This window comes from Solirubrobacter pauli, from assembly GCF_003633755.1.
Lineage (GTDB): Bacteria > Actinomycetota > Thermoleophilia > Solirubrobacterales > Solirubrobacteraceae > Solirubrobacter > Solirubrobacter pauli.
Window position 1 is genome coordinate 2,254,880 of sequence record NZ_RBIL01000002.1, and the last position, 17,789, is coordinate 2,272,668.

Sequence of the window (17,789 nt, forward strand, 5' to 3'; positions counted from 1 at the left end):
GCCTGAATACGATCAGGCCATGATCGACCAGAGCACGGACTTCGGGCAGCGGGTCGCGCGGCATCTCACCGACGACGAGGTGGTGTGGCTGACAACGGTCACCGCGGGTGGGCAGCCGGTGCCGAACCCGGTGTGGTTCTGGTGGGACGGCGCGGAGACGATCCGCGTCTACACGTTGCCCGGGAGCCTGCGGGTGCGCACGCTGCGGGAGAACCCGAAGCTGTCGTTGAACTTCCGCGGGACGGAGACCGGCGGGGACGTCGTCGTGCTCAACGGGGTCGCGACGGTGCTCGGCGACGTCGAGCCGGCGAGTGAGCACGCGGCGTACGTCGAGAAGTACACGCGCGGGCTGCAGTCGCTGAACCTCACGCCCGAGGCGTTCGCGCAGCAGTACAACACCGCGGTGGACATCCGCGTGACGAAGGTGCGGGGGTTCTAGGCCGATGGCGACCATCCGCACCGCCACGCCGGAGGACCTGGACACCGTGACCGCGCTGCTGGTCGGCTTCCGCGACTGGTGGGAGTCGACCACGCCGTCCGAGGAGACGTTCCGCACGACCGCGGCCACGCTGCTCGAGGACCCGAACACGGAGTTCCTGCTCGCCGGCGACGAGGGCTTCGCGCAGCTGCGCTTCCGGCTGTCGGCCTGGACCGGCACGGAGGACTGCTGGCTCGAGGACGTCTACGTGCGGGACTCCGCGCGCGGGACGGGCCTGGGCAAGGCGCTCGTCCAGGCGGCGATCGACCGCGCCCGCGCACGCGGGTGCAAGCGCATCGAGCTCGACGTCAACGAGACGAACACGGGCGCGATTGGCCTCTACACGCACCTGGGCTTCAAGACCGAGCCCAAGCCGCCCGGCCGCACCCTGTTCCTCGGGCAGAAGCTCTAGTAGTCGTCCTTGCGGCGCCACCACTGGTACGGCGGCGACTGCGGCCGGCCGGGCGGCGTGTCCTCCCACTCCTCCTGGCGCCCGTAGGGCGTCAGGTCGAGGAACGTCCACACCGAGCCGAGCGCCTCGACGCCGCGCGACGTCGTCTCGTAGGTCAGGTAGGCGCGGTCGCCGTCGCGGAGGAAGACCTGAAGGCGGAAGTACTCGGTCGTCCCGCACGCCTCCTGGAAGGCGAGCGTGTCCGTGTACCAGGGGATGTCCTCCCAGCCCATCCGCGCCTGGTAGGCGGCGATCCGGTCCTGCGGCGCGCGCGAGACCAGGGCGAACGTCACGTCGCGCGCGTTCAGGTGCGCGAGCTCGGACACCTGGTCGGTGAACATGGTGCACCCCGGGCACGCGTCGCCGTCCTCGGGGAACCAGAAGTGGTAGAGGATCAGCTGGGGCCGACCCGCGAACAGGTCGAGGAAGGAGACGACGCCGGCCGGGCCCTCGAACGCGAAGTCGGTCGCGAACTCCATCGCCGGCTGCCGCCGACGCTCCGCGGCCAGCGCGTCCCGCTCACGCGTCGCCGCCTTCTCCTTCTCGATCAGCGCGGCGTTCGCGGCGCGCCAGGCCTGCTCAGTGACGATCTCCGGAAGTGCCATGCACGCTAAGACGGCGGCCGAGCCCGCAATTCATCGCCACCGCCGCCAGCACGCCGAGCGCGACCCAGCCGGTCGACGCCACGACGACGCAGAACGCGAAGTAGCCGCGCAGCCCGACGACGAGCCCGCCGAGCGCGTGCGCCCCCGCCGCCAGGCCGCGGACCCGCACGAGCAAGAGCACGAACGTCGTGCTGAGCGCGGGGAACGCGGCGACGATCCCGGCCGCCGCTGGCCCGAGCCGGTCCGCGACCACCAGCGAGACGCCGACGAGCACGAACACGATCGCCGCGCCCGCCCGCGGGTCCACGGGCCCGCCGGAACTTAAACGTCCAGGACGTTTAACTTCGGTGGCGAGCAGCAGGACCGGCACCGCGCAGAGCGTCGCCACCCACGTGGGCACGAGCGCGATCAGCAGCGACACCGCGACGTACGCGAGCGCCGCCGCCGCGAACCCGGCGACCGATCCGCGCCGCACGATCACCGCGGCGAACGCCAGCGCGAACGCCACCTGCGCGACCACGTGGGCGCCGGCGCTCGCCGCCACGGCCGGTCCCTGAGCGCCGAGCGCCAGCACGATCACCGCGATCGACAGCGGCGCCGCCGCGATCACCCCCGCGGCGGCCGGGCCGGCGCGGCGTTCGACCGCGGTCACGGCGAGCATCAGGGTGGGAGCGGCGAGGAGCGGGACGACCATGCCCCTCACCATCGACTACCCGGGTGTTCACTTCCAGCGAACGTTCACGAACGAGAACCGTTCGAGAACGCGAATGGTTCAGCTGATCGGGCAGTCGACCGCGTACGTGCGGCCCGCGACCCGCGCCCGCGTGTAGATGAAGCCGTCCAGCTCGGTGCACTCGCGCGGCCGCGAGAGCCGGACGCGCACGCCACCCGCGCCGTGGCCGACCGCGACGTCCTCGTGCCAGCCGCGCCAGGTCAGCGAGCGCAGCCGGAGTCGTCGCCCGTCGCACGCCAGCGTCAGCGTCCGCGGCTCCACCGCGCCGCGCCGGCATCCGACCACGCCCAGCACGCGCCGCTCGACCGGCAGCGACACCGTCAGGGTCCGCGTGCACGTGCCCGTCCCGAGCGTCTCCACGTAGCCGCCGGAGACCGTGTACGGCGCGCCGGTCAACCCGACGCTGAACGACTGCCGGAAGCCCAGCGACGGCAGGTCCGCCGACCAGCCGCGGCCCAGGCGGTCGAACACGCCGAGCGTCCACCCGGAGACCGCCGATCCCACCCCGGTCGAGGCCAGCCCGACCTCGTAGGAACGACCCGCGACGAAGGCCGCGGGGACCCCGTCCAGAGCCATTGCGGGCGGCGTGTCGGCCGGGCAGGCGGCCATCAGCGCAGCCGCCGCCAGAGTCGCCGCTACGTCCATTCGTCCAGACTACGCCTCGGTGTGAATATTTATCGCTCGGCGGTCTAGCAAGCCGCCCGCCGAGTCGTCATATTTCCGCGCGCCATGAGGAGAGCGCAGACGGTCGTGGTCGTCCCGTCCCGGACGATCGAGAAGTTCCACGAGCCCCCAGCAGAGACGCAGGCCTATGAGGAACGCCTGCTCTGCTTGCTGCTCACGCTGCGCGATCCGAGCGTCCACGTGGTCTACGTGACGTCCAACCCGGTCGCGGACGAGATCGTCGACTACTACCTCGGCCTCCTGCCCGCGGACACGCGCGCGAACGCCCGCGAGCGGCTCACGATGATCAGCGCCGACGACCCGTCCGTGCGCCCGCTGAGCGCGAAGCTGCTCGAGCGCCCGACGCTCCTCACCCGCATCCGCTGGGCGATCGAGGACCATGAGGACGCCTACCTCGTGCCGTACGTGACCACCGAGCTCGAGTATGCGCTCGGCCGCGAGCTCGACCTGCCGGTCCAGGGCGCAGACCCCGCGCTCGCCCACCTCGGCACCAAGAGCGGCGGCCGCGAGCTCTTCGCTCGGGCCGGCGTCGCGCACCCGCTCGGCGTCGAGCACGTCCGCAGCCGCGCCGACGTGATCGCCGCGATCGCCCGGCTGCGCGCCGTGCGCGCGCGCCTCGGCCAGGTCGTCGTCAAGCTCGACGACGGCGTCTCCGGCGAGGGGAACGCCATCGTCGAGCTGCGCGGGCTCCCGCGCTCCGGCACGCGCACCGAGCTGCACAAGATCGCCGAGCGCGTCGACGCGATGCGCCTGCAGGCGACCGGTGTCGCGCCGCACGAGTACTTCGAGCGGCTCGAGCGCGGCGGCGGCATCGTCGAGGAGCGGATCGTGGCGCGGGAGCTGCGCAGCCCCAGCGTCCAGCTCGAGCTCTCACCCGTCGGCGCTGTCGTGGTCTCCACCCACGACCAGATCCTCAGCGACGACATGTGCGTCGGCTGCCGCTTCCCGGCCGAGCCGGCCTACGCCGCGACCATCACCGAGGCGGCCGCCCGGATCGGCGCGGAGCTGGTCCGCGAGGGCGCGATCGGCCGCGCGGCGATCGACTTCATCGTCGCCCGCAACCGCTCCGGGAGCTGGAGCGCCTACGCCATCGAGATCAACCTGCGCAAGGGCGCGACGACGCACCCGCTGTACGCGCTGGAGCTCGTGACCGGCGGCGCCTACGACCCGGCCGCCGCCAGCTTCCGCCTGCCCGACGGCTCGACCCGGCACTACGTGGCCACCGACTACCTCGCCTCACCCCGGTTGTGCGCCCTCGGGAACGGCGTCCTGCTCGCCCACGTGGACCGACCGCGTCTGGATCCTGACGGCTGTGGCGTGGTGTTCCACATGCTGAGCGGTCTGACCGAATTGGGGCGCATCGGAATGACCGTAATCGGGAGAACCGCAGCGGACGCGCAAGAACGCTTCGAAGCGGTTCAAAGCGCTCTGCTGACCGCCGCCGCAAACCTCGAATCCGAGGTCGCCGTGGTGGCCTGAGCGAAGGCATAAGGATCGCGATCTGGACGCGTTATGGCTGCCAGGAGGAACGTCCACCCTGTTCCTGGAGCCAACCGTGCGCCCTCGCTTTCTTCTTGCCACCTCGCTCACCCTCACCGCGCTCGCCGGGCCTGCTGCCGCCTCCGCGGCGTGCCCGAACGAAGACCTCATGCCTACGGCGGACAACTTGCCGCAGGTCCGGGAGGCCCTGCTGTGCCTGCACAACGAGGAGCGCGCCGGCCGCGGGCTCCCGACGCTGAAGGCCAACGGCAGGCTCCGGCGGGCGGCGAGCGGCCACTCCGACGACATGGTCGCCAACGGCTACTTCAGCCATGAGCGCGGCGACCAGACCTTCGTCGACCGCATCCTGGCCACCGGCTACACCCGCCGCGACGACGGCTGGTCCCTCGGCGAGAACCTCGCCTGGGGCACCGGTGAGCTCGCCACGCCCAAGCAGCTGATGCAGGCGTGGATGGGCTCGGCCGGCCACCGCCGCACCATCGTCAACCGCAGCTACCGCGACGTCGGGTTCGGCGTGCGCCTCGGCGTGCCCAAGGACCCGGCGACCGGCGTCACGGTCACCGCCAACTTCGGCGCCAAGCCCTGAGACGCGCCCGAGGAGGCGGTCGCCTTACAGCAGGCGCTGCAGGTCGTCCCGCAGCGTCCGCAGCCCGTTCAGGTCCAGCGTCGGGTTCGTGCTCTCCTCGAGCCCGCGCTGGACCGGCTCGGGAATCATCAACGTCCCGGTGCCCAGGCTCTCCATCACCTGATCCATGGCGACGGAGATCTCTGCCTGGAGCCTCGCTCGCTCCTCCTCCATGCGGCGATCTTACGCCAGCGTGCCGCGCTCGCCACCCGGGTAGCCCGGGACGCGCCGGCCGAGGCGCAGGGTGGCGTCGACGCTGAAGCGGCCCGCGCCCGCGATGGCGATGCCCAGGGCGGCGACGCCGAGCAGCAGCACGAGCTCGTAACCGCCGTCGGAGACGAAGAAGCCGTTGCCCGTGTGGGCGGTCAGCCCGGCGACCAGCATGTCGATGGCCAGGCCGATCGCGAACAGCGGCGCGAGCGCGCCGAGGATCAGCGCGATGCCGCCGACCGTCTCCAGCACGGCCACGAGCGGAGCCATCAGGCCAGGAGCCGGGATGCCCATCCCATCGAAGCCCTGCTCGGTGCCGGAGAGGTCGCCGAGCTTGTCCAGGCCGTGCAGCAGGAAGGTGATGCCGACGACCACGCGGACGGCGAGGAGGGCGAGGTCGGTGCGTGTGGATTCCATGCTCTCGACCATGCCCCGGGCCGGTCCCGCGGCGACTGGGACGATCGTCCCGGTCGGATCGGTGCGTGGGTCGGGTACATGTGGTGGCGGGATGCGCCGTTCGGGTGAACGCTGGGCCGTGGCCCAGTTCGTGGTGTCGGGCCTCGCGGCGGTCGCGCTGGTCGTCGTCCTCGTGCTGGTCGCGTTCGCGCGGGCCGGCCGCGAGGAGGCGGCGGCCGCCGCGACCGAGGTGACGCGGATCACGGCCACCACCGTGATCGCGCCGCTCGTCGACGCGGACGTGCTGGCGGGAGACCGCGAGGCCCTCGCCCGGCTGGACGCGCGCCTGCGGACCGGCGTGCTGCGGGAGCCGGTGCTGCGCGTGACGATCTACCGGCCGGACGGCCGCCTCGTGTACTCGAGCAACCCGGGTTACGGTGCCTCGGGGCTCACCCAGCCGATGCGCGAGGCGCTGCGCCGCGACGACACGTACACGCGCGTGGGCGGGCCGCTCGAGCCCGGCGCCGACGTGCCGTCCACGGTCGAGCTGCTCGACGTCTACCAGCCGGTGACCACCGCGAGCGGCGAGCGGCTGCTGATCGAGTCCTGTCGCCGGCTGACCGCCGTGCGCGCCGACGGACGTGCGCTGCTGGACCGCTTCGCGCCGTACCTGATCGGCGGCGTGCTCGCGCTCCAGCTCGTCAACCTGCCGCTGGCGATCGTGCTGATGCGCCGGTCGCGCCGATCGCTGCAGCGGGAGATCGCCGCGTCCGACCGCGAGCGGCGGCGGCTCGCGGCCGACCTGCACAACGGCGTCATCCAGGACATGGCCGGGCTGTCGATGGCGCTCAGCGGCGCGGCCGCCGCGCACCAGAGCCCGGAGCTGCGCGCGCTGGCCGACAACTCGCGCCGCACCACCCGCGCGCTGCGCCAGGCGCTCGTGGACATCTACCCGCCGAACCTGCAGCGCGCCGGGCTGCGCAGCGCCGTCGACGACCTGCTGCAGGCGACGCCGCTGGAGGTCGCCGCCGTGCTGGACGACGAGCTGGACGAGCTGCCGCCCGACACCGCCGCGCTCGTGTACCGGACGGTGCAGGAGGCGGTGCGCAACGTGGTCGGCCACGCCGGCGCGTCGCGGATCGACCTGCGGATCGAGCGCGTGAACGGCTCGCTCGACGTGCTCGTCGCCGACGACGGCCGCGGCTTCACCCGGGCTCAGCCGCGGCCGGGCCACGTCGGGCTGGCGCTGATCTGCGACCTGGTCGAGTCGGCGGGCGGTGAGCTGACCGTGGACTCCGCGCCCGGCGACGGCACCGCGGTGCGCGCCCGGGTGCCGGTGCGGTGATCCGGGTCCTGCTGGTCGACGACCATCCCGCGCTGCGGGCCGGGCTGGAGGCGATGCTCTCCGTCGCCGACGACCTCGAGGTCGTCGCGAGCGCGGCGGGTGGCCGCCAGGGCGTCGAGCTCGCGCGCACGGCCAAGCCCGACGTCGTCCTGATGGACCTCGAGATGCCGGACCTGGACGGCGCGGCCGCGACGCGCGCCATCCTGGCCGAGCCTCGCCCTGCGGGCTCGTTCGGCTGTCGGGATCGCCCAGAGGGCGATCCCGCGGGGATGGGCTCGCCCCGGCCGCCCGCCGTGGTGGTGCTCACCTCGTTCGGTGACCGGCCGCGCATCCTCGAGGCGTTGAACGCGGGCGCGACCGGCTACCTGCTCAAGGACGCCGAGCCGGAGGAGGTCGTGCGCGCGGTCCGTGCGGCCGCCAACGGCGACGCGCCGCTGGACCCGCGTGCGGCCCGGGAGGTCCTGTCGGCGCAGCGCGAGACGCCGCTCGACCTCACCGACCGCGAGCGGGAGATCCTCGGCCTCGTCGCCGCCGGCCACGCCAACAAGGTGATCGCGCTGCGGCTCGGCATCAGCCACAAGACCGTGCGCAACACGCTCTCGGGCGCCTGCCGCAAGATCGGCGCCACCGACCGCACGCAAGCCGCGCTCTGGGCGCAGCGTTCCGGCCTCGCCTGAGGAGATTCCGTGCAGGTTCGCCGCGCTGCGCCCGGCACCACTAGCTTGGCGGGGTGCGAGCCGTCGCCCCGATCGTCTGCGCGCTCGCCTTCGCGGGTTGCGTGACGACGAAGGCCGAGTGGGACCCCGCCGCGTACCGCGCGGCCGTCGCGAGCGGCGACGCCCAGGAGATGGGGCGCCAGGCGCGCGCGGCCGAGCGGCGGCAGGCGCTGGTCGGCCTGACGCGCGAGCGCGTGCACGCGCTGCTGGGCACCCGCCCGTCCCGCCGCGGCACGACCGAGTCGTTCCCCGCGGGGGACAACGGGTCGGTCGTCGACCGCGACGCGTTCTCCCTCCTGCTCCGCTACGACCGGTCGGGGCGCGTCGTCAGCGTCGACTACACGGGTTAGCCGCGGCGCGCTCGCCAGACGCGACGCGCGTCGGTCGCCTCCAGCGCCCACGCGACGAGCACGGGCTGGAAGAACAGCCGCGCGAAGCGCTTGGCGTCCGTGTCCAGGCCGAAGGCGTCGCGGTGCTCGGTGTACTGGGCGACGTTGCCCGGGAAGATCGCGACGTAGAACGCTGCGAGCGCCGCGCCGACGAGCGCGCGGTGCGGCTGCTTCCAGGTCGCGAGCAGCGCCGCGCCGAAGCCGATCTCCACGACCCCGGACGCGAGCACCACGAAGTCCGCGTCCAGCGGCACCCACGGCGGCACCTGCGCCTGGAACGCCTCACGCTGCACGGTGAGGTGCCCGACGCCCGCGCCCGCCATCGCGGTGCCCAAGAGCACCTGGGCGGCCGCGCGCACGCGTCTCATGCGACTTCGAGCGTGACGTCGATGTTGCCGCGCGTGGCGTTCGAGTACGGGCACACCTGGTGGGCGGCCTCGACGAGCCGCTGGGCCTCCTCGCGCCCGAAGTCCGGGAGGTCGACGACCAGCTTGACCTCGAGGCCGAAGCCGCGGTTCTCGTTCGGGCCGATGCCGACGTGCGCGGTGATCGTCGACTCGCCCAGGTCGGTCTTCTCGCGCCGGGCGATCGTCCGCAGCGCGCTGTGGAAGCACGCGGCGTAGCCGGCCGCGAACAGCTGCTCGGGGTTCGTCGCGCCGCCGCTGCCGCCCATCTCGGTGGGGACGGCGAGGTCGACGTCCAGCACGCCGTCCGACGTGCGGGCGTGGCCGTCGCGGCCTTCGCCGGTGACGGTCGCTTCGGCCGTGTAGAGCGTCTTCATCGTCAGGACTCCTCGATCAGGGCTTGGCAGGCGCGGCGCAGGGCCACGAGTGTCTCGGCGTCGATGCCGGTCGCCGCGTACAGCTGCTCCGGGACGGTCTCCGCGCGCTCCCGCAAGGCGGTGCCCGCCGCGGTCAGCGCGACGAGGACCCGGCGCTCGTCGTCCGTCGAGCGCGTGCGCCGCACGAGCCCGTTCGCCTCCATCCGCTTGAGCAGCGGCGACAGCGTGCCGGACTCCAGGTGCAACGTCTCCCCCAGCTCGCGCACGGTCCGCGGAGCGCGCTCCCACAGGGCGAGCATCACCAGGTACTGCGGATACGTCAGGCCGAGCGGCGCGAGCAGCGGCCGGTACGCGGAGGTGATCGCCCGTGACGCCGAGTAGAGCGCGAAGCAGACCTGCTGATCCAGCGCGAGCGGGTTCTCCGGTGCGGCGGTCGACGACATCGACAACGAACGGTAGCGCACAACTCAGTTGTGCACGACCAAACTACTCGGACGTGTACCCGCGCACCTCCGCCCGGCCGCGCCGGCACGAGATGTCCCAGTCCGCCTCGCCGGTGCGCCCCACCTCGCACCGGTAGCCCCGGTTGCGCCGGTGCCGCGCGACGCACAGGTCCTCGAAGCAGCGGGAGCTGGCCCAGCGCGAGACGCTCGTCAGCACCTCGCGGGCGCGCCGGCAGGAGGTGCCGGTCGCCGACACCAGGCCGATCGACACGGAGTGGCTCCCGACGACGCCGTCGCAGCGGCGCGTCGGCGGCGCGCCGGGCCGCTGCGAGGGGCAGCCCAGCTCACGCACCGGGCGCGGCTGTGCGCCGTCCCCGGCGATCTGCACGGTGGCCGTGCCCGTCACGCGGTGCTGCTCGCTGAGCACCAGCGCCACCTCGACCGGCTGTCCGGCCTGAAGCGGCTCCGCCTTCTCGGGCAGGTAGAGGCTCTCCGAGTAGCACGTCGGCCGCCGGAACGTGGCCAGCAACCCCGGGACGTCGTGCAGTCCACCCGCCACCTCCAACGACGCGGGCGTGTCGTCGAGCTCGCCGGGATGGCCGACCGCGCTCCGGAGCGGCCGGTTGAGCCGCACCCACACGTCCACGCTGCCCCACTCGGGCGCGTAGACGACGACCGGCGGCTTGACGAACCGCAACCCCGCCGGGTCGGGAGTGGCGGTGGCCGCGGCCGGTGCCGCAGACTCGACGCTGCCGCACGCGCCGATGGTGACCGACAAGGCGAGCACGCTCGCCACCCGAATGCCCCTCATGCCGCGCAAGCTAGGCCGCGCGACGGGCGCCCCCATCCACCTAGGGGTGGGTCGGGCTCCACCTGCTCAGAGCGCCTGCACCTCGGTGAGGATGTCGGCCACCGAGGACTTCGCGTCGCCGAACAGCATCGCGGTCTTCGGGTCGTAGAAGAGCGGGTTGTCGATGCCGGCGAAGCCGCTGGACATCGAGCGCTTGAGCACGATCACCGACGCCGACTTGTCGACGTCGAGGATCGGCATCCCGTAGATCGGCGAGCCGGATTCCGTGCGCGCGGCCGGGTTCGTGACGTCGTTCGCGCCGATCACCAAGGAGACGTCCGTGCGGGCGAACTCGCCGTTGATGTCGTCCATCTCCTTCAGCCGGTCGTACGGGACGTCGGCCTCGGCGAGGAGGACGTTCATGTGGCCGGGCATGCGGCCCGCCACCGGGTGGATGGCGTAGAGCACCTCGACGCCGCGCTTCTCGAGCTCGGTGGCGAGGTCGGCGACCGCGCGCTGGGCCTGGGCGACCGCCATGCCGTAGCCCGGCACGACGACGACCAGCCGGGCGTAGGAGAGCTGGATCGCGACGTCGGCGGCGCTCGTCGAACGCGCCGTGCCCCCGCCCCCCGCAGCGGCCAGCGCGCTGGTCGCCCCCGTTCCCACACCGGCGAAGAACACGTTCGCGATCGAGCGGTTCATCGCGTCCGCCATCTGCTTGGTCAGGATCGAGCCCGACGCACCGACCAGCATGCCCGCGACGATCAGCGCCGTGTTGTCGAGCGCGATGCCCGCGGCGGCGGCGGACAGGCCCGTGAAGGCGTTCAGCGTGCTGATGACGACCGGCATGTCGGCGCCGCCGATCGGCACCACCGCGAGCACGCCGAGCGCCCCGGCGCTCAACAGGATCAGCCAGAACAGCAGCTCGGACTCGCTCCCGGCCGCGATCACCACGGCCAGCGCGACCGCGATCAGCAGCAGCGCGCCGTTGACCGCCGGCGGCGTGCGGATCGAGCCCTTCATCAGCTCCTGCAGCTTGAGGAAGGCGACGTTGGAACCCCAGAACGAGATCGAGCCGACGATCGCCGCGAACAGCAGCGGGATCAGCGCGTCCAGCGGCAACTCGACGTCCGCGGCGCGGAACTCGACGACCGCGATCAGCGCCACCGCGCCGCCGCCGACGCCGTTGAACAGCGCCACCATCTGCGGCATCGCGGTCATCTTCACGCTGCGCGCGGCGGGCACGCCGACCGCGACGCCGATCGCCACGCCGATCACGATCAGCAGCCAGTCGCCGACGCCGGGTTGCGCGAGCGTCGCCCCGACCGCGATCGCCATGCCGACGGCCGCGATCTGGTTGCCGCGCACCGCCGTCCGCGGTCCCCGCAGCATCCGCAGGCCGACGATGAACAGGCTGAAGGCGACGATGTAGAGCAGGCTGATGACGTCAGCGCGGCTCATCGGGCTTCTTTCCCTTGAACATCCCGAGCATCCGGTCCGTCACGAGGAAGCCGCCGATCACGTTGATCGTGCCGAACGCGATCGCGACCACGAGCAGGACGTCGTTGAGCACGCCGTCGACGTGCCCGATCAGGATCAGCCCGCCCAGCACGACGATGCCGTGGATCGCGTTGGTGCCGCTCATCAGCGGCGTGTGCAGCGTGTTCGGGACCTTCGAGATCACCTCGAAGCCGACGAACGCCGCCAGCACGAGGATCGCCAGCTCGGTCAGCAGGTCCATCAGACGACCTTCCCTCCCCGGACCACGGTCGCGCCCGCCACCACTTCGTCGTCGAAGTCGAAGCCCAGCTCGACCAGCGACAGGATGTTGCGCGCGTACAGCGAGGACGCGTGCTCGGCCATCTCCGACGGCAGGTTCAGCGGCCCGACGACCTTCACGCCGCCGTCGGTCACGAACGTCTCCCCCGGCCGCGTCAGCTCGCAGTTCCCGCCCGCCTCGGCGGCGAGGTCGACGATCACCGACCCGGGCTTCATCCCCTCGACCGCGCTCGCCGGGATCAGCTTCGGCGCGGGACGGCCGGGCACCAGCGCCGTCGTCACGATCACGTCGGACTTGCCCATCTGCACGCTCAACGCGTCGCGCTGGAGCTGCTGCTCCTCGGGTGTGAGCTCGCGCGCGTAGCCGCCCGCGGCCTCCGCGTCGCCGATGCCCTCGACCTCGAAGAAGCGCGCCCCGAGCGACTGGATCTGCTCCTTGACCGCGCTGCGGATGTCGAACGCCGTGACCACCGCGCCGAGCCGGCGGGCGGTCGCGATCGCCTGCAGCCCGGCGACGCCCGCGCCCAGGACCAGGACCTGCGCCGGCGGCACCGTCCCCGCGGCGGTCATGAACATCGGGAAGAAGCGCGGCAGCTCGATCGACGCGATCAGCACCGCGCGGTAGCCGCTCACGGTCGCCTGCGAGGAGAGCGCGTCCATCGACTGCGCGCGCGAGATCCGCGGGATCTTCTCCATCGCCAGCGCCGTCGCGCCCGTCGCGGCGATCGCCTCCAGCCCGGCCGGGTTGCCGAGCGGGTTCAGGAAGCCGACGAGGATGGTGCTCGACGACAGGCGCGTGACCTCGTCGTCCAGCGGCGGCGCGACCTTCGCGACGACCTCGCAGCCCCACGGATCGCCGATCGAGGCGCCCGCGGCGACGAACGCGTCGTCCGGGGCACCCGCCGTGAGCCCGGCGCCGGACTCGACCACGACCTCATGCTCGGCCGCACGCAGGCGGCGCACGACGTCGGGCACGATCGCCACCCGTCGCTCGCGGTCCAACCGTTCCTTGGGAACCCCGATCCGCAACCTGGTGCGGAAACCTACATGACCCTACGGACCTGAGACGGGCAACGGGACGCCGCGGCCCGCTTCGATCGCCAGCGCGAAGTGGAAGCGCAGCTGGTCCTCGGTCAGCGCGGCGGCCGCCGCGGCCACGCCGACGTCGTCCGTGCCGCTGATGATCCAGGTCGGCCGCTGCTCGAGGAACGTCGTCGCGGCGACCAGGCCGGAACCCGGCCCGAGCGTCTTCTCGACCTCGCCGTCGGCGTCGAGCAGCTGCAGCTGGTCGCCGGCGGCGTTCGGCTTGGCGAACACGCCGGACACCTGCGGCCCCTTCTCGAGCTCGCGCGCCGCGATGTCCTTGCGCAGCTCCTTCCAGGTGCCCACGAGCACCCGCAGGACCTGGCCGGGCGAGGACTCGAGGTTCGAGCGCGTGAGCCCGCGCACGCCGGCCTGCTTCAGCCGCTCCTCGACCTCGTCGCACGAGCGGTCCTCGGGCGCCATGCAGACGAGCCGGATCGGGTACTTCTTGCCGTCGATGCCGCCGGTGAACGGCTGCGGGAACGAGCCGACGACCGCCTGCACCTTCGAGCCGGTGACGTGGTGGTCGTACCAGATGCGGTCGTTCTTGTAGAGCTTGCGGTCGGCTGCGCCGTCCAGGGCGGCGATGCCGTTCACGTACGGGAACCACTGGACGGGCTTGCCGTCCTCCATGCCGCTGGAGAGGCCGTCGACCTCGTCCACGGTCGCGCCGGTCGCCCGCACCTCGAACTGCGAGCGCTCGAGCACGTCGAGCACCGTGTCCGCGTCGGAGGCCGTCTGGCCACGCGTGGGCGCCAGACGCGTCTCCCCGAAGTCCTGGGACACGGTGACCGTCACCCGGCCGCCCGTGGGGACCTCGGCCTTGGAACCGCAACCGGCGGCGAGCAGCGCCAGCACGGCGGCGAGAAGGACGGGGGCGTGTTTCATCGGCAGAGTGGTATACGACAGTCGTAGGCGATGACGGTAAATCTGACACGCATCTACACCCGTCTCGGAGACGGCGGCGAGACGCATCTCGGCGATATGAGCCGCGTCCCGAAGACCGATCCGCGGATCGAGGCCTACGGCACCGTGGACGAGCTCAACGCCCAGCTCGGCGTGACGCTCGCCGCCGGCGGGCTGCCTGCACCCTACGAGGCCTGGCTAAAGCGCATCCAGAACGACCTGTTCGACGTGGGTGCGGACATCTCGGTCCCGGAGGGCGGCCCGCGCGAGCGGCTGCGCGTGATCCCCGAGCAGACGGCGTGGCTGGAGACCGCCTGCGACGAGGCCAACGCCCAGCTGCCGGCGCTGAAGTCGTTCGTGCTGCCCGGCGGGACGCTCGCGGCGGCCCAGCTGCACGTGTGCCGCACGGTCTGCCGCCGCGCGGAGCGCCGCGTGCTGGCGTGCGGCGACGCGGTGAACGCCGAGACGGTCCGCTACCTGAACCGGCTCAGCGACCTGCTGTTCATCCTCTCGCGCGGTGTGAACCTGTCGGCGGGCGCCGACGAGCCGCTGTGGGAGCCGGGACGCTACCGCTGAGCACGAGCGCGGCCGCGGCGATCGCCACCGCGCCGAGCACCCACGTGGTGTTCGCGAGCGCGTAGTCGACCGCGGCGGCCGGGCGCGGGAGCACGACCAGCGCGGCGGCGCCGAGCAGCAGCACGCCGGCCCACGCCGACGCCTTCAGGTTCGGCGCGCGCAGCTCGGCGCGCAACGGGATCACCGCCAAGCAGGCCCAGAACGTCGCCACCAGCAGGCCACCGACGATGTCGCTCGGGTAGTGCCAGCCGAGCATCATGATCGAGAACGTCGTGACCACGGTCAGCACGCCGCCGAGCGTGGCGGCGAGCGCACGCACCCGCGGCGGGGCGATGATGACCAGCGCGAGCGCGAAGCTCATGACCGCGGTGGTGTGCCCGCTCGGATAGGCCTCCGGACCCATGAAGTGGTCCGGCGGGTAGTCGCGCTGGATGGCCAGCAGCGGCTTGAGCACCTGCGTGGTGACGTTGGCGGCGAGCATCGCCCCCACGGCGAGCAGCCCGGCCTTGGTGCGGCCGAGCAGGAACGCCGCGGCGAGGATCCCGAGCACCATCACCGCGAACGGCGCCGGGTCGAACAGCCGCACGACGTCGTCGCCGACCGCCGCGCCGGGCAGCGTGTCGAGGCCCATGAAGCCCTCCAGCACGCGCAGGTCGGCCGCGCGCAGCTCGGGCACGTGCACGAACCCGACGTAGGCGGCCACGAAGGCGACGGCGCACCAGGCCGAGAGGAGGAGCGGACGACGGGACATGCCTGAAGGAACTTACCCGGCCCGCCTAAGGCGAAGACGAACGTCCTCGAGCGGTGGCGGCGCGACCATGCGCTGCCACCCGCGCGGGGTGAGCGCGTAGGCGCCGTCGTCCTCGCGCAGGACGATCTTCGGCCGCCGTCCGCCCTCGGCCGTGGCGAGCCGCGCCTCGCTCAGCGGCCAGTCGCCGTAGTCGCCCAGGTGCGCGACCGCCCGCCGGACCATCGGCCGCGACACGCCCCGGTCCAGCAGCGCCTTCACCATCAGCGCCTCGACGGCGTCCTCGAAGGCGTAGACGTGCGGGTCCCCCGTCGACCGGGACGCGCGGATGTACCCCCAGCGCGCCCACTGGCCGATCGTGGTGCCGGAGACGCCGGCGAGCTCACCTACCGCTCCGGCGAGGAGCTCGCCGTGGGTCTTCATCGCTCACTCGGGTGAGTTGTCGAGCAGCCTCACTGCGGCGTCGCGGTCCGGCACGCGCAACTTGCGCAGGATGGCGGCGACGTGCGAGCGCACCGTGGCCGGTGACACGACGAGCGTCCGCGCGATCTGCGCGGTCGTCATCTTGCGGCGCATCAGCTCGAGCACCTCCCACTCGCGGGACGTGAGCCGCGGCTCGCCCTCCCGTGCGGGCATCAGCGCGCGGCGCCGCGGCGCGCGGTCGCGGAACTCCTCGACGAGCCGGGTGACGAGCGTGACCGGCAGCGCGGCCTCGCCGTTCATGACGTCCTTGAGCGACTGCGGGAGCCGCTCGGTCTCGGTGTCCTTGAGCAGGTAGCCGGCGGCGCCCGCCCGCAGGGCCGCGAAGACGTGGCTGTCGTCCCGTGAGATCGTCAGCATCACCACGCGCGTGGACGGCAGGCGTGCGGTGATCTCCCACGCGGCGGCCAGCCCGCTGCCCGGCATGTTGACGTCCAGCAGCGCCAGGTCCGGTTGCTCGCGCAGCGCGGCGTCCACCGCGCCCGGGGCATCCTCCGCCGTGGCGATGATCTCGAACCCGCCGTCCGACCCCAGCGCCGCCGCGATGTCCTCACGCGTCGGGCCGTGATCGTCGGCGACCAGTACTCGCACGGGCTCTATGGCAGCACCACTTGCACGAGGGTACCGGCGCCACGGACGGACTCGAGGCTGAACTGCCCGCCCACCAGCTCCGCGCGCTCGCGCATCGCGATCAGGCCGTAGCCCGCGACGCCGAGGCCGCTGTTGGCGCCGTCACGGAAGCCGCTGCCGTCGTCGATGATCCGCACGGCCAGGGGCGTGCCGGTGACGTCGACCCGCACGTGGCGGGCACCGCCGTGGTGCGCGGCGTTGCGCGTCGCCTCGGAGATGATCCGCACCAGCTCGGCGCGGACCTCGGCGGAGACGTCGGCCGCACGCGCGTTGACCTGGACCTCGAGGCCGCACTCGGTCGCCAGGCGCGCCGCGAGACGCTCCAGGGCGACGTCCAGCGGCTCCTGCGCCGGCGGGACGAGTGCCTCGATCGCGCGGCGGGAGTCCTCCAGCGCGCGGTCGGCGGCGCCGAGGATCTCCAGGCCGTCGGCGGACTCGCCGAGGCGACCGGCGCGACGGCGGATGAACGCGAGCTCCTGCGCGACGCCGTCGTGCAGCTCGCGGGCGAGCCGACGGCGCTCGAGTGCCACGGCCGCCTCGGAACGGGCGCGCAGCCGGGCACGGAGCTCGCCGAGCACGCCGACGAACAGCGCGGCCCAGGCGAGGATCCGCAGCACGTCGCCGAGGTGCACGTTCTGGGCGCCGATCGGTGGGAAGAGCGCGTAGTCGAGCTTCGCGAAGCCGCCGAGCACGACGGCCACCGCGATCCAGCGCAGCAGCGGCTCGTTGCGGCGGTTGGCGCGCCGGTTGAGGCCGAGCGCGGCGACCACGAGCGTCGCGGCGATCAGGACCTGGATCGGCACCCGGCCCGCCCCGGGGGCGGCGCCGGCGAAGAGCGCGGTGGCGGCGAAGACGGCGGCCGCGATCAGCGCTCCGGGCAGCAGGATCGTCCGTGCCCGTACGCGTAAGCGGCCGGTCGGCGCGAACGCCGCGATCGCGAGCAGCACGGTGCCCGCGAGGTTGCCGCCCATGGCGTAGCGCGCCTCGTCGCGTGACCACTCACCGGCGACGATCAGCCCGGCCACGCCGAGCGAGGTCACGGCCAGGACGACCAATCCCAGCGTCAACCACAGATGATCGGCGCGGGAGCGCAGCCCGCATTGGCGCACCAGCAGTGCGACCGTCGTGACCGCCAGCAGCGAGCCACCAGTTTCGAGTGCCACCCGTAAGCCAGGCGCCTCGAACGACATACGCAGCCAGGGGACGGCCACGACCGCAAGCGACACCGCTGCGGCACCCACCGCAGCCAGCGACACCGTAGGAAGCGCCGGCCTCCGAGCCGGTCCATGCTCCATTTGTTCCACCCTCCGAACCTCCGAACCCGGCGGGTGTTGTACCTGAACGGCCAAACCTTGCGCAAGCCCTCCAAGAGCATCCGGCGCACTCAGGGGTTCGCTCCCGCTCCAAAATCCATCTTTCCTGTTTCCGGTTTTTCGCACTG

The 17,789-nt window shown here is 72.7% G+C and carries 25 protein-coding genes; 8 read left to right on the forward strand and 17 right to left on the reverse strand.

The features are described from left to right. Positions 1–19: 19 nt before the first annotated feature. On the forward strand, positions 20–439 hold the full coding sequence (locus C8N24_RS30160; protein WP_121257245.1) for a TIGR03667 family PPOX class F420-dependent oxidoreductase: 420 nt from the start codon (positions 20–22) through the stop codon (positions 437–439). 4 nt (positions 440–443) lie between these two features. Further along, on the forward strand, positions 444–890 hold the full coding sequence (locus C8N24_RS30165) for a GNAT family N-acetyltransferase (RefSeq protein ID WP_121257248.1): 447 nt from the start codon (positions 444–446) through the stop codon (positions 888–890). Here the strand turns inward: C8N24_RS30165 and C8N24_RS30170 are convergent. The 3 genes from C8N24_RS30170 to C8N24_RS30180 form a co-directional block, all read right to left on the reverse strand. Beyond that, positions 887–1,534, reverse strand: coding sequence for a DUF899 domain-containing protein (locus C8N24_RS30170; protein ID WP_121257250.1), 648 nt, complete (start codon positions 1,532–1,534; stop codon positions 887–889). The genes C8N24_RS30165 and C8N24_RS30170 overlap by 4 nt on opposite strands. Further along, positions 1,509–2,228 (reverse strand): hypothetical protein, encoded by a 720-nt coding sequence (locus C8N24_RS30175; RefSeq protein ID WP_121257252.1) that lies wholly within the window; start codon positions 2,226–2,228, stop codon positions 1,509–1,511. Before C8N24_RS30175 ends, C8N24_RS30170 begins: the two co-directional genes overlap by 26 nt. 78 nt (positions 2,229–2,306) lie before the next feature. Next, complete coding sequence (locus C8N24_RS30180; RefSeq protein ID WP_147448050.1) at positions 2,307–2,912, reverse strand: hypothetical protein; 606 nt, start codon at positions 2,910–2,912, stop codon at positions 2,307–2,309. Positions 2,913–2,996: 84 nt separating this feature from the next. Between C8N24_RS30180 and C8N24_RS30185 the strand changes: the two genes are divergently transcribed. Together C8N24_RS30185 and C8N24_RS30190 are read left to right on the forward strand one after the other, a co-directional pair. Beyond that, positions 2,997–4,430, forward strand: coding sequence for a hypothetical protein (locus tag C8N24_RS30185; RefSeq protein WP_147448051.1), 1,434 nt, complete (start codon positions 2,997–2,999; stop codon positions 4,428–4,430). Between the two features lie 169 nt (positions 4,431–4,599). Further along, positions 4,600–5,037, forward strand: a complete 438-nt coding sequence (locus C8N24_RS30190; RefSeq protein ID WP_121257259.1) for a CAP domain-containing protein — start codon at positions 4,600–4,602, stop codon at positions 5,035–5,037. 24 nt (positions 5,038–5,061) lie between these two features. Here C8N24_RS30190 and C8N24_RS30195 read toward each other — a convergent pair whose 3' ends face one another. Both C8N24_RS30195 and C8N24_RS30200 read right to left on the reverse strand, forming a co-directional pair. After that, positions 5,062–5,250 carry a hypothetical protein gene (locus C8N24_RS30195; RefSeq protein ID WP_121257261.1) on the reverse strand — a complete coding sequence of 63 codons (189 nt, stop codon included), beginning with the start codon at positions 5,248–5,250 and terminating at the stop codon, positions 5,062–5,064. A gap of 9 nt (positions 5,251–5,259) precedes the next feature. Beyond that, entirely contained in the window at positions 5,260–5,703 is a 444-nt protein-coding gene (locus C8N24_RS30200) for a DoxX family protein (RefSeq protein WP_121257263.1), read from the reverse strand. Positions 5,704–5,821: 118 nt separating this feature from the next. Between C8N24_RS30200 and C8N24_RS30205 the strand changes: the two genes are divergently transcribed. Genes C8N24_RS30205 through C8N24_RS30215 form a run of 3 tightly spaced genes read left to right on the forward strand, consistent with a single transcriptional unit; the run spans position 5,822 to position 8,093 of the window. Then, a complete protein-coding gene (locus tag C8N24_RS30205; protein WP_170179522.1) occupies positions 5,822–7,027 on the forward strand; it encodes a sensor histidine kinase in 1,206 nt (401 codons plus the stop codon). Beyond that, positions 7,024–7,704 carry a response regulator gene (locus tag C8N24_RS30210; RefSeq protein WP_121257266.1) on the forward strand — a complete coding sequence of 227 codons (681 nt, stop codon included), beginning with the start codon at positions 7,024–7,026 and terminating at the stop codon, positions 7,702–7,704. The genes C8N24_RS30205 and C8N24_RS30210 overlap by 4 nt, the downstream gene beginning before the upstream one ends. Positions 7,705–7,757: 53 nt before the next feature. Then, positions 7,758–8,093 (forward strand): hypothetical protein, encoded by a 336-nt coding sequence (locus tag C8N24_RS30215; RefSeq protein WP_121257268.1) that lies wholly within the window; start codon positions 7,758–7,760, stop codon positions 8,091–8,093. On the opposite strand, the gene C8N24_RS30220 is transcribed toward C8N24_RS30215, so the two are convergent. From C8N24_RS30220 to C8N24_RS30255, 8 genes are all read right to left on the reverse strand, one after another. Further along, a complete protein-coding gene (locus tag C8N24_RS30220) occupies positions 8,090–8,500 on the reverse strand; it encodes a DoxX family protein (RefSeq protein WP_121257270.1) in 411 nt (136 codons plus the stop codon). The two genes, C8N24_RS30215 and C8N24_RS30220, sit on opposite strands and share 4 nt — an antisense overlap. Beyond that, entirely contained in the window at positions 8,497–8,913 is a 417-nt protein-coding gene (locus C8N24_RS30225) for an organic hydroperoxide resistance protein (RefSeq protein ID WP_121257272.1), read from the reverse strand. Before C8N24_RS30225 ends, C8N24_RS30220 begins: the two co-directional genes overlap by 4 nt. Before the next feature lie 2 nt (positions 8,914–8,915). Further along, positions 8,916–9,356 (reverse strand): MarR family winged helix-turn-helix transcriptional regulator, encoded by a 441-nt coding sequence (locus tag C8N24_RS30230; RefSeq protein WP_121257274.1) that lies wholly within the window; start codon positions 9,354–9,356, stop codon positions 8,916–8,918. Between the two features lie 43 nt (positions 9,357–9,399). Beyond that, a complete protein-coding gene (locus tag C8N24_RS30235) occupies positions 9,400–10,167 on the reverse strand; it encodes a hypothetical protein (RefSeq protein WP_147448053.1) in 768 nt (255 codons plus the stop codon). A 66-nt stretch (positions 10,168–10,233) separates the two neighbouring features. Further along, positions 10,234–11,607, reverse strand: a complete 1,374-nt coding sequence (locus C8N24_RS30240) for an NAD(P)(+) transhydrogenase (Re/Si-specific) subunit beta (RefSeq protein ID WP_121257278.1) — start codon at positions 11,605–11,607, stop codon at positions 10,234–10,236. After that, positions 11,594–11,887: an NAD(P) transhydrogenase subunit alpha part 2 gene (locus C8N24_RS30245; protein WP_170179523.1), complete on the reverse strand. Its 294-nt coding sequence runs from the start codon at positions 11,885–11,887 to the stop codon at positions 11,594–11,596. The genes C8N24_RS30240 and C8N24_RS30245 overlap by 14 nt, the downstream gene beginning before the upstream one ends. Further along, complete coding sequence (locus tag C8N24_RS30250) at positions 11,887–12,954, reverse strand: Re/Si-specific NAD(P)(+) transhydrogenase subunit alpha (RefSeq protein ID WP_121257280.1); 1,068 nt, start codon at positions 12,952–12,954, stop codon at positions 11,887–11,889. The genes C8N24_RS30245 and C8N24_RS30250 overlap by 1 nt, the downstream gene beginning before the upstream one ends. A gap of 24 nt (positions 12,955–12,978) precedes the next feature. After that, positions 12,979–13,896 (reverse strand): DUF4430 domain-containing protein, encoded by a 918-nt coding sequence (locus C8N24_RS30255; protein WP_147448054.1) that lies wholly within the window; start codon positions 13,894–13,896, stop codon positions 12,979–12,981. 30 nt (positions 13,897–13,926) lie between these two features. Here C8N24_RS30255 and C8N24_RS30260 point away from each other — a divergent pair, with 30 nt between their 5' ends. Beyond that, positions 13,927–14,490, forward strand: coding sequence for a cob(I)yrinic acid a,c-diamide adenosyltransferase (locus C8N24_RS30260; protein WP_121257284.1), 564 nt, complete (start codon positions 13,927–13,929; stop codon positions 14,488–14,490). On the opposite strand, the gene C8N24_RS30265 is transcribed toward C8N24_RS30260, so the two are convergent. The 4 genes from C8N24_RS30265 to C8N24_RS30280 are packed head-to-tail and all read right to left on the reverse strand — an operon-like array spanning position 14,417 to position 17,511. Next, complete coding sequence (locus tag C8N24_RS30265) at positions 14,417–15,241, reverse strand: phosphatase PAP2 family protein (protein WP_121257287.1); 825 nt, start codon at positions 15,239–15,241, stop codon at positions 14,417–14,419. The two genes, C8N24_RS30260 and C8N24_RS30265, sit on opposite strands and share 74 nt — an antisense overlap. Before the next feature lie 12 nt (positions 15,242–15,253). Then, positions 15,254–15,661 carry a MerR family transcriptional regulator gene (locus tag C8N24_RS30270; RefSeq protein ID WP_121257289.1) on the reverse strand — a complete coding sequence of 136 codons (408 nt, stop codon included), beginning with the start codon at positions 15,659–15,661 and terminating at the stop codon, positions 15,254–15,256. A 3-nt stretch (positions 15,662–15,664) separates the two neighbouring features. Continuing rightward, complete coding sequence (locus tag C8N24_RS30275; RefSeq protein ID WP_211340189.1) at positions 15,665–16,309, reverse strand: response regulator; 645 nt, start codon at positions 16,307–16,309, stop codon at positions 15,665–15,667. A gap of 5 nt (positions 16,310–16,314) precedes the next feature. After that, positions 16,315–17,511: an ATP-binding protein gene (locus C8N24_RS30280; protein ID WP_147448055.1), complete on the reverse strand. Its 1,197-nt coding sequence runs from the start codon at positions 17,509–17,511 to the stop codon at positions 16,315–16,317. Between the last annotated feature and the right edge of the window lie 278 nt (positions 17,512–17,789).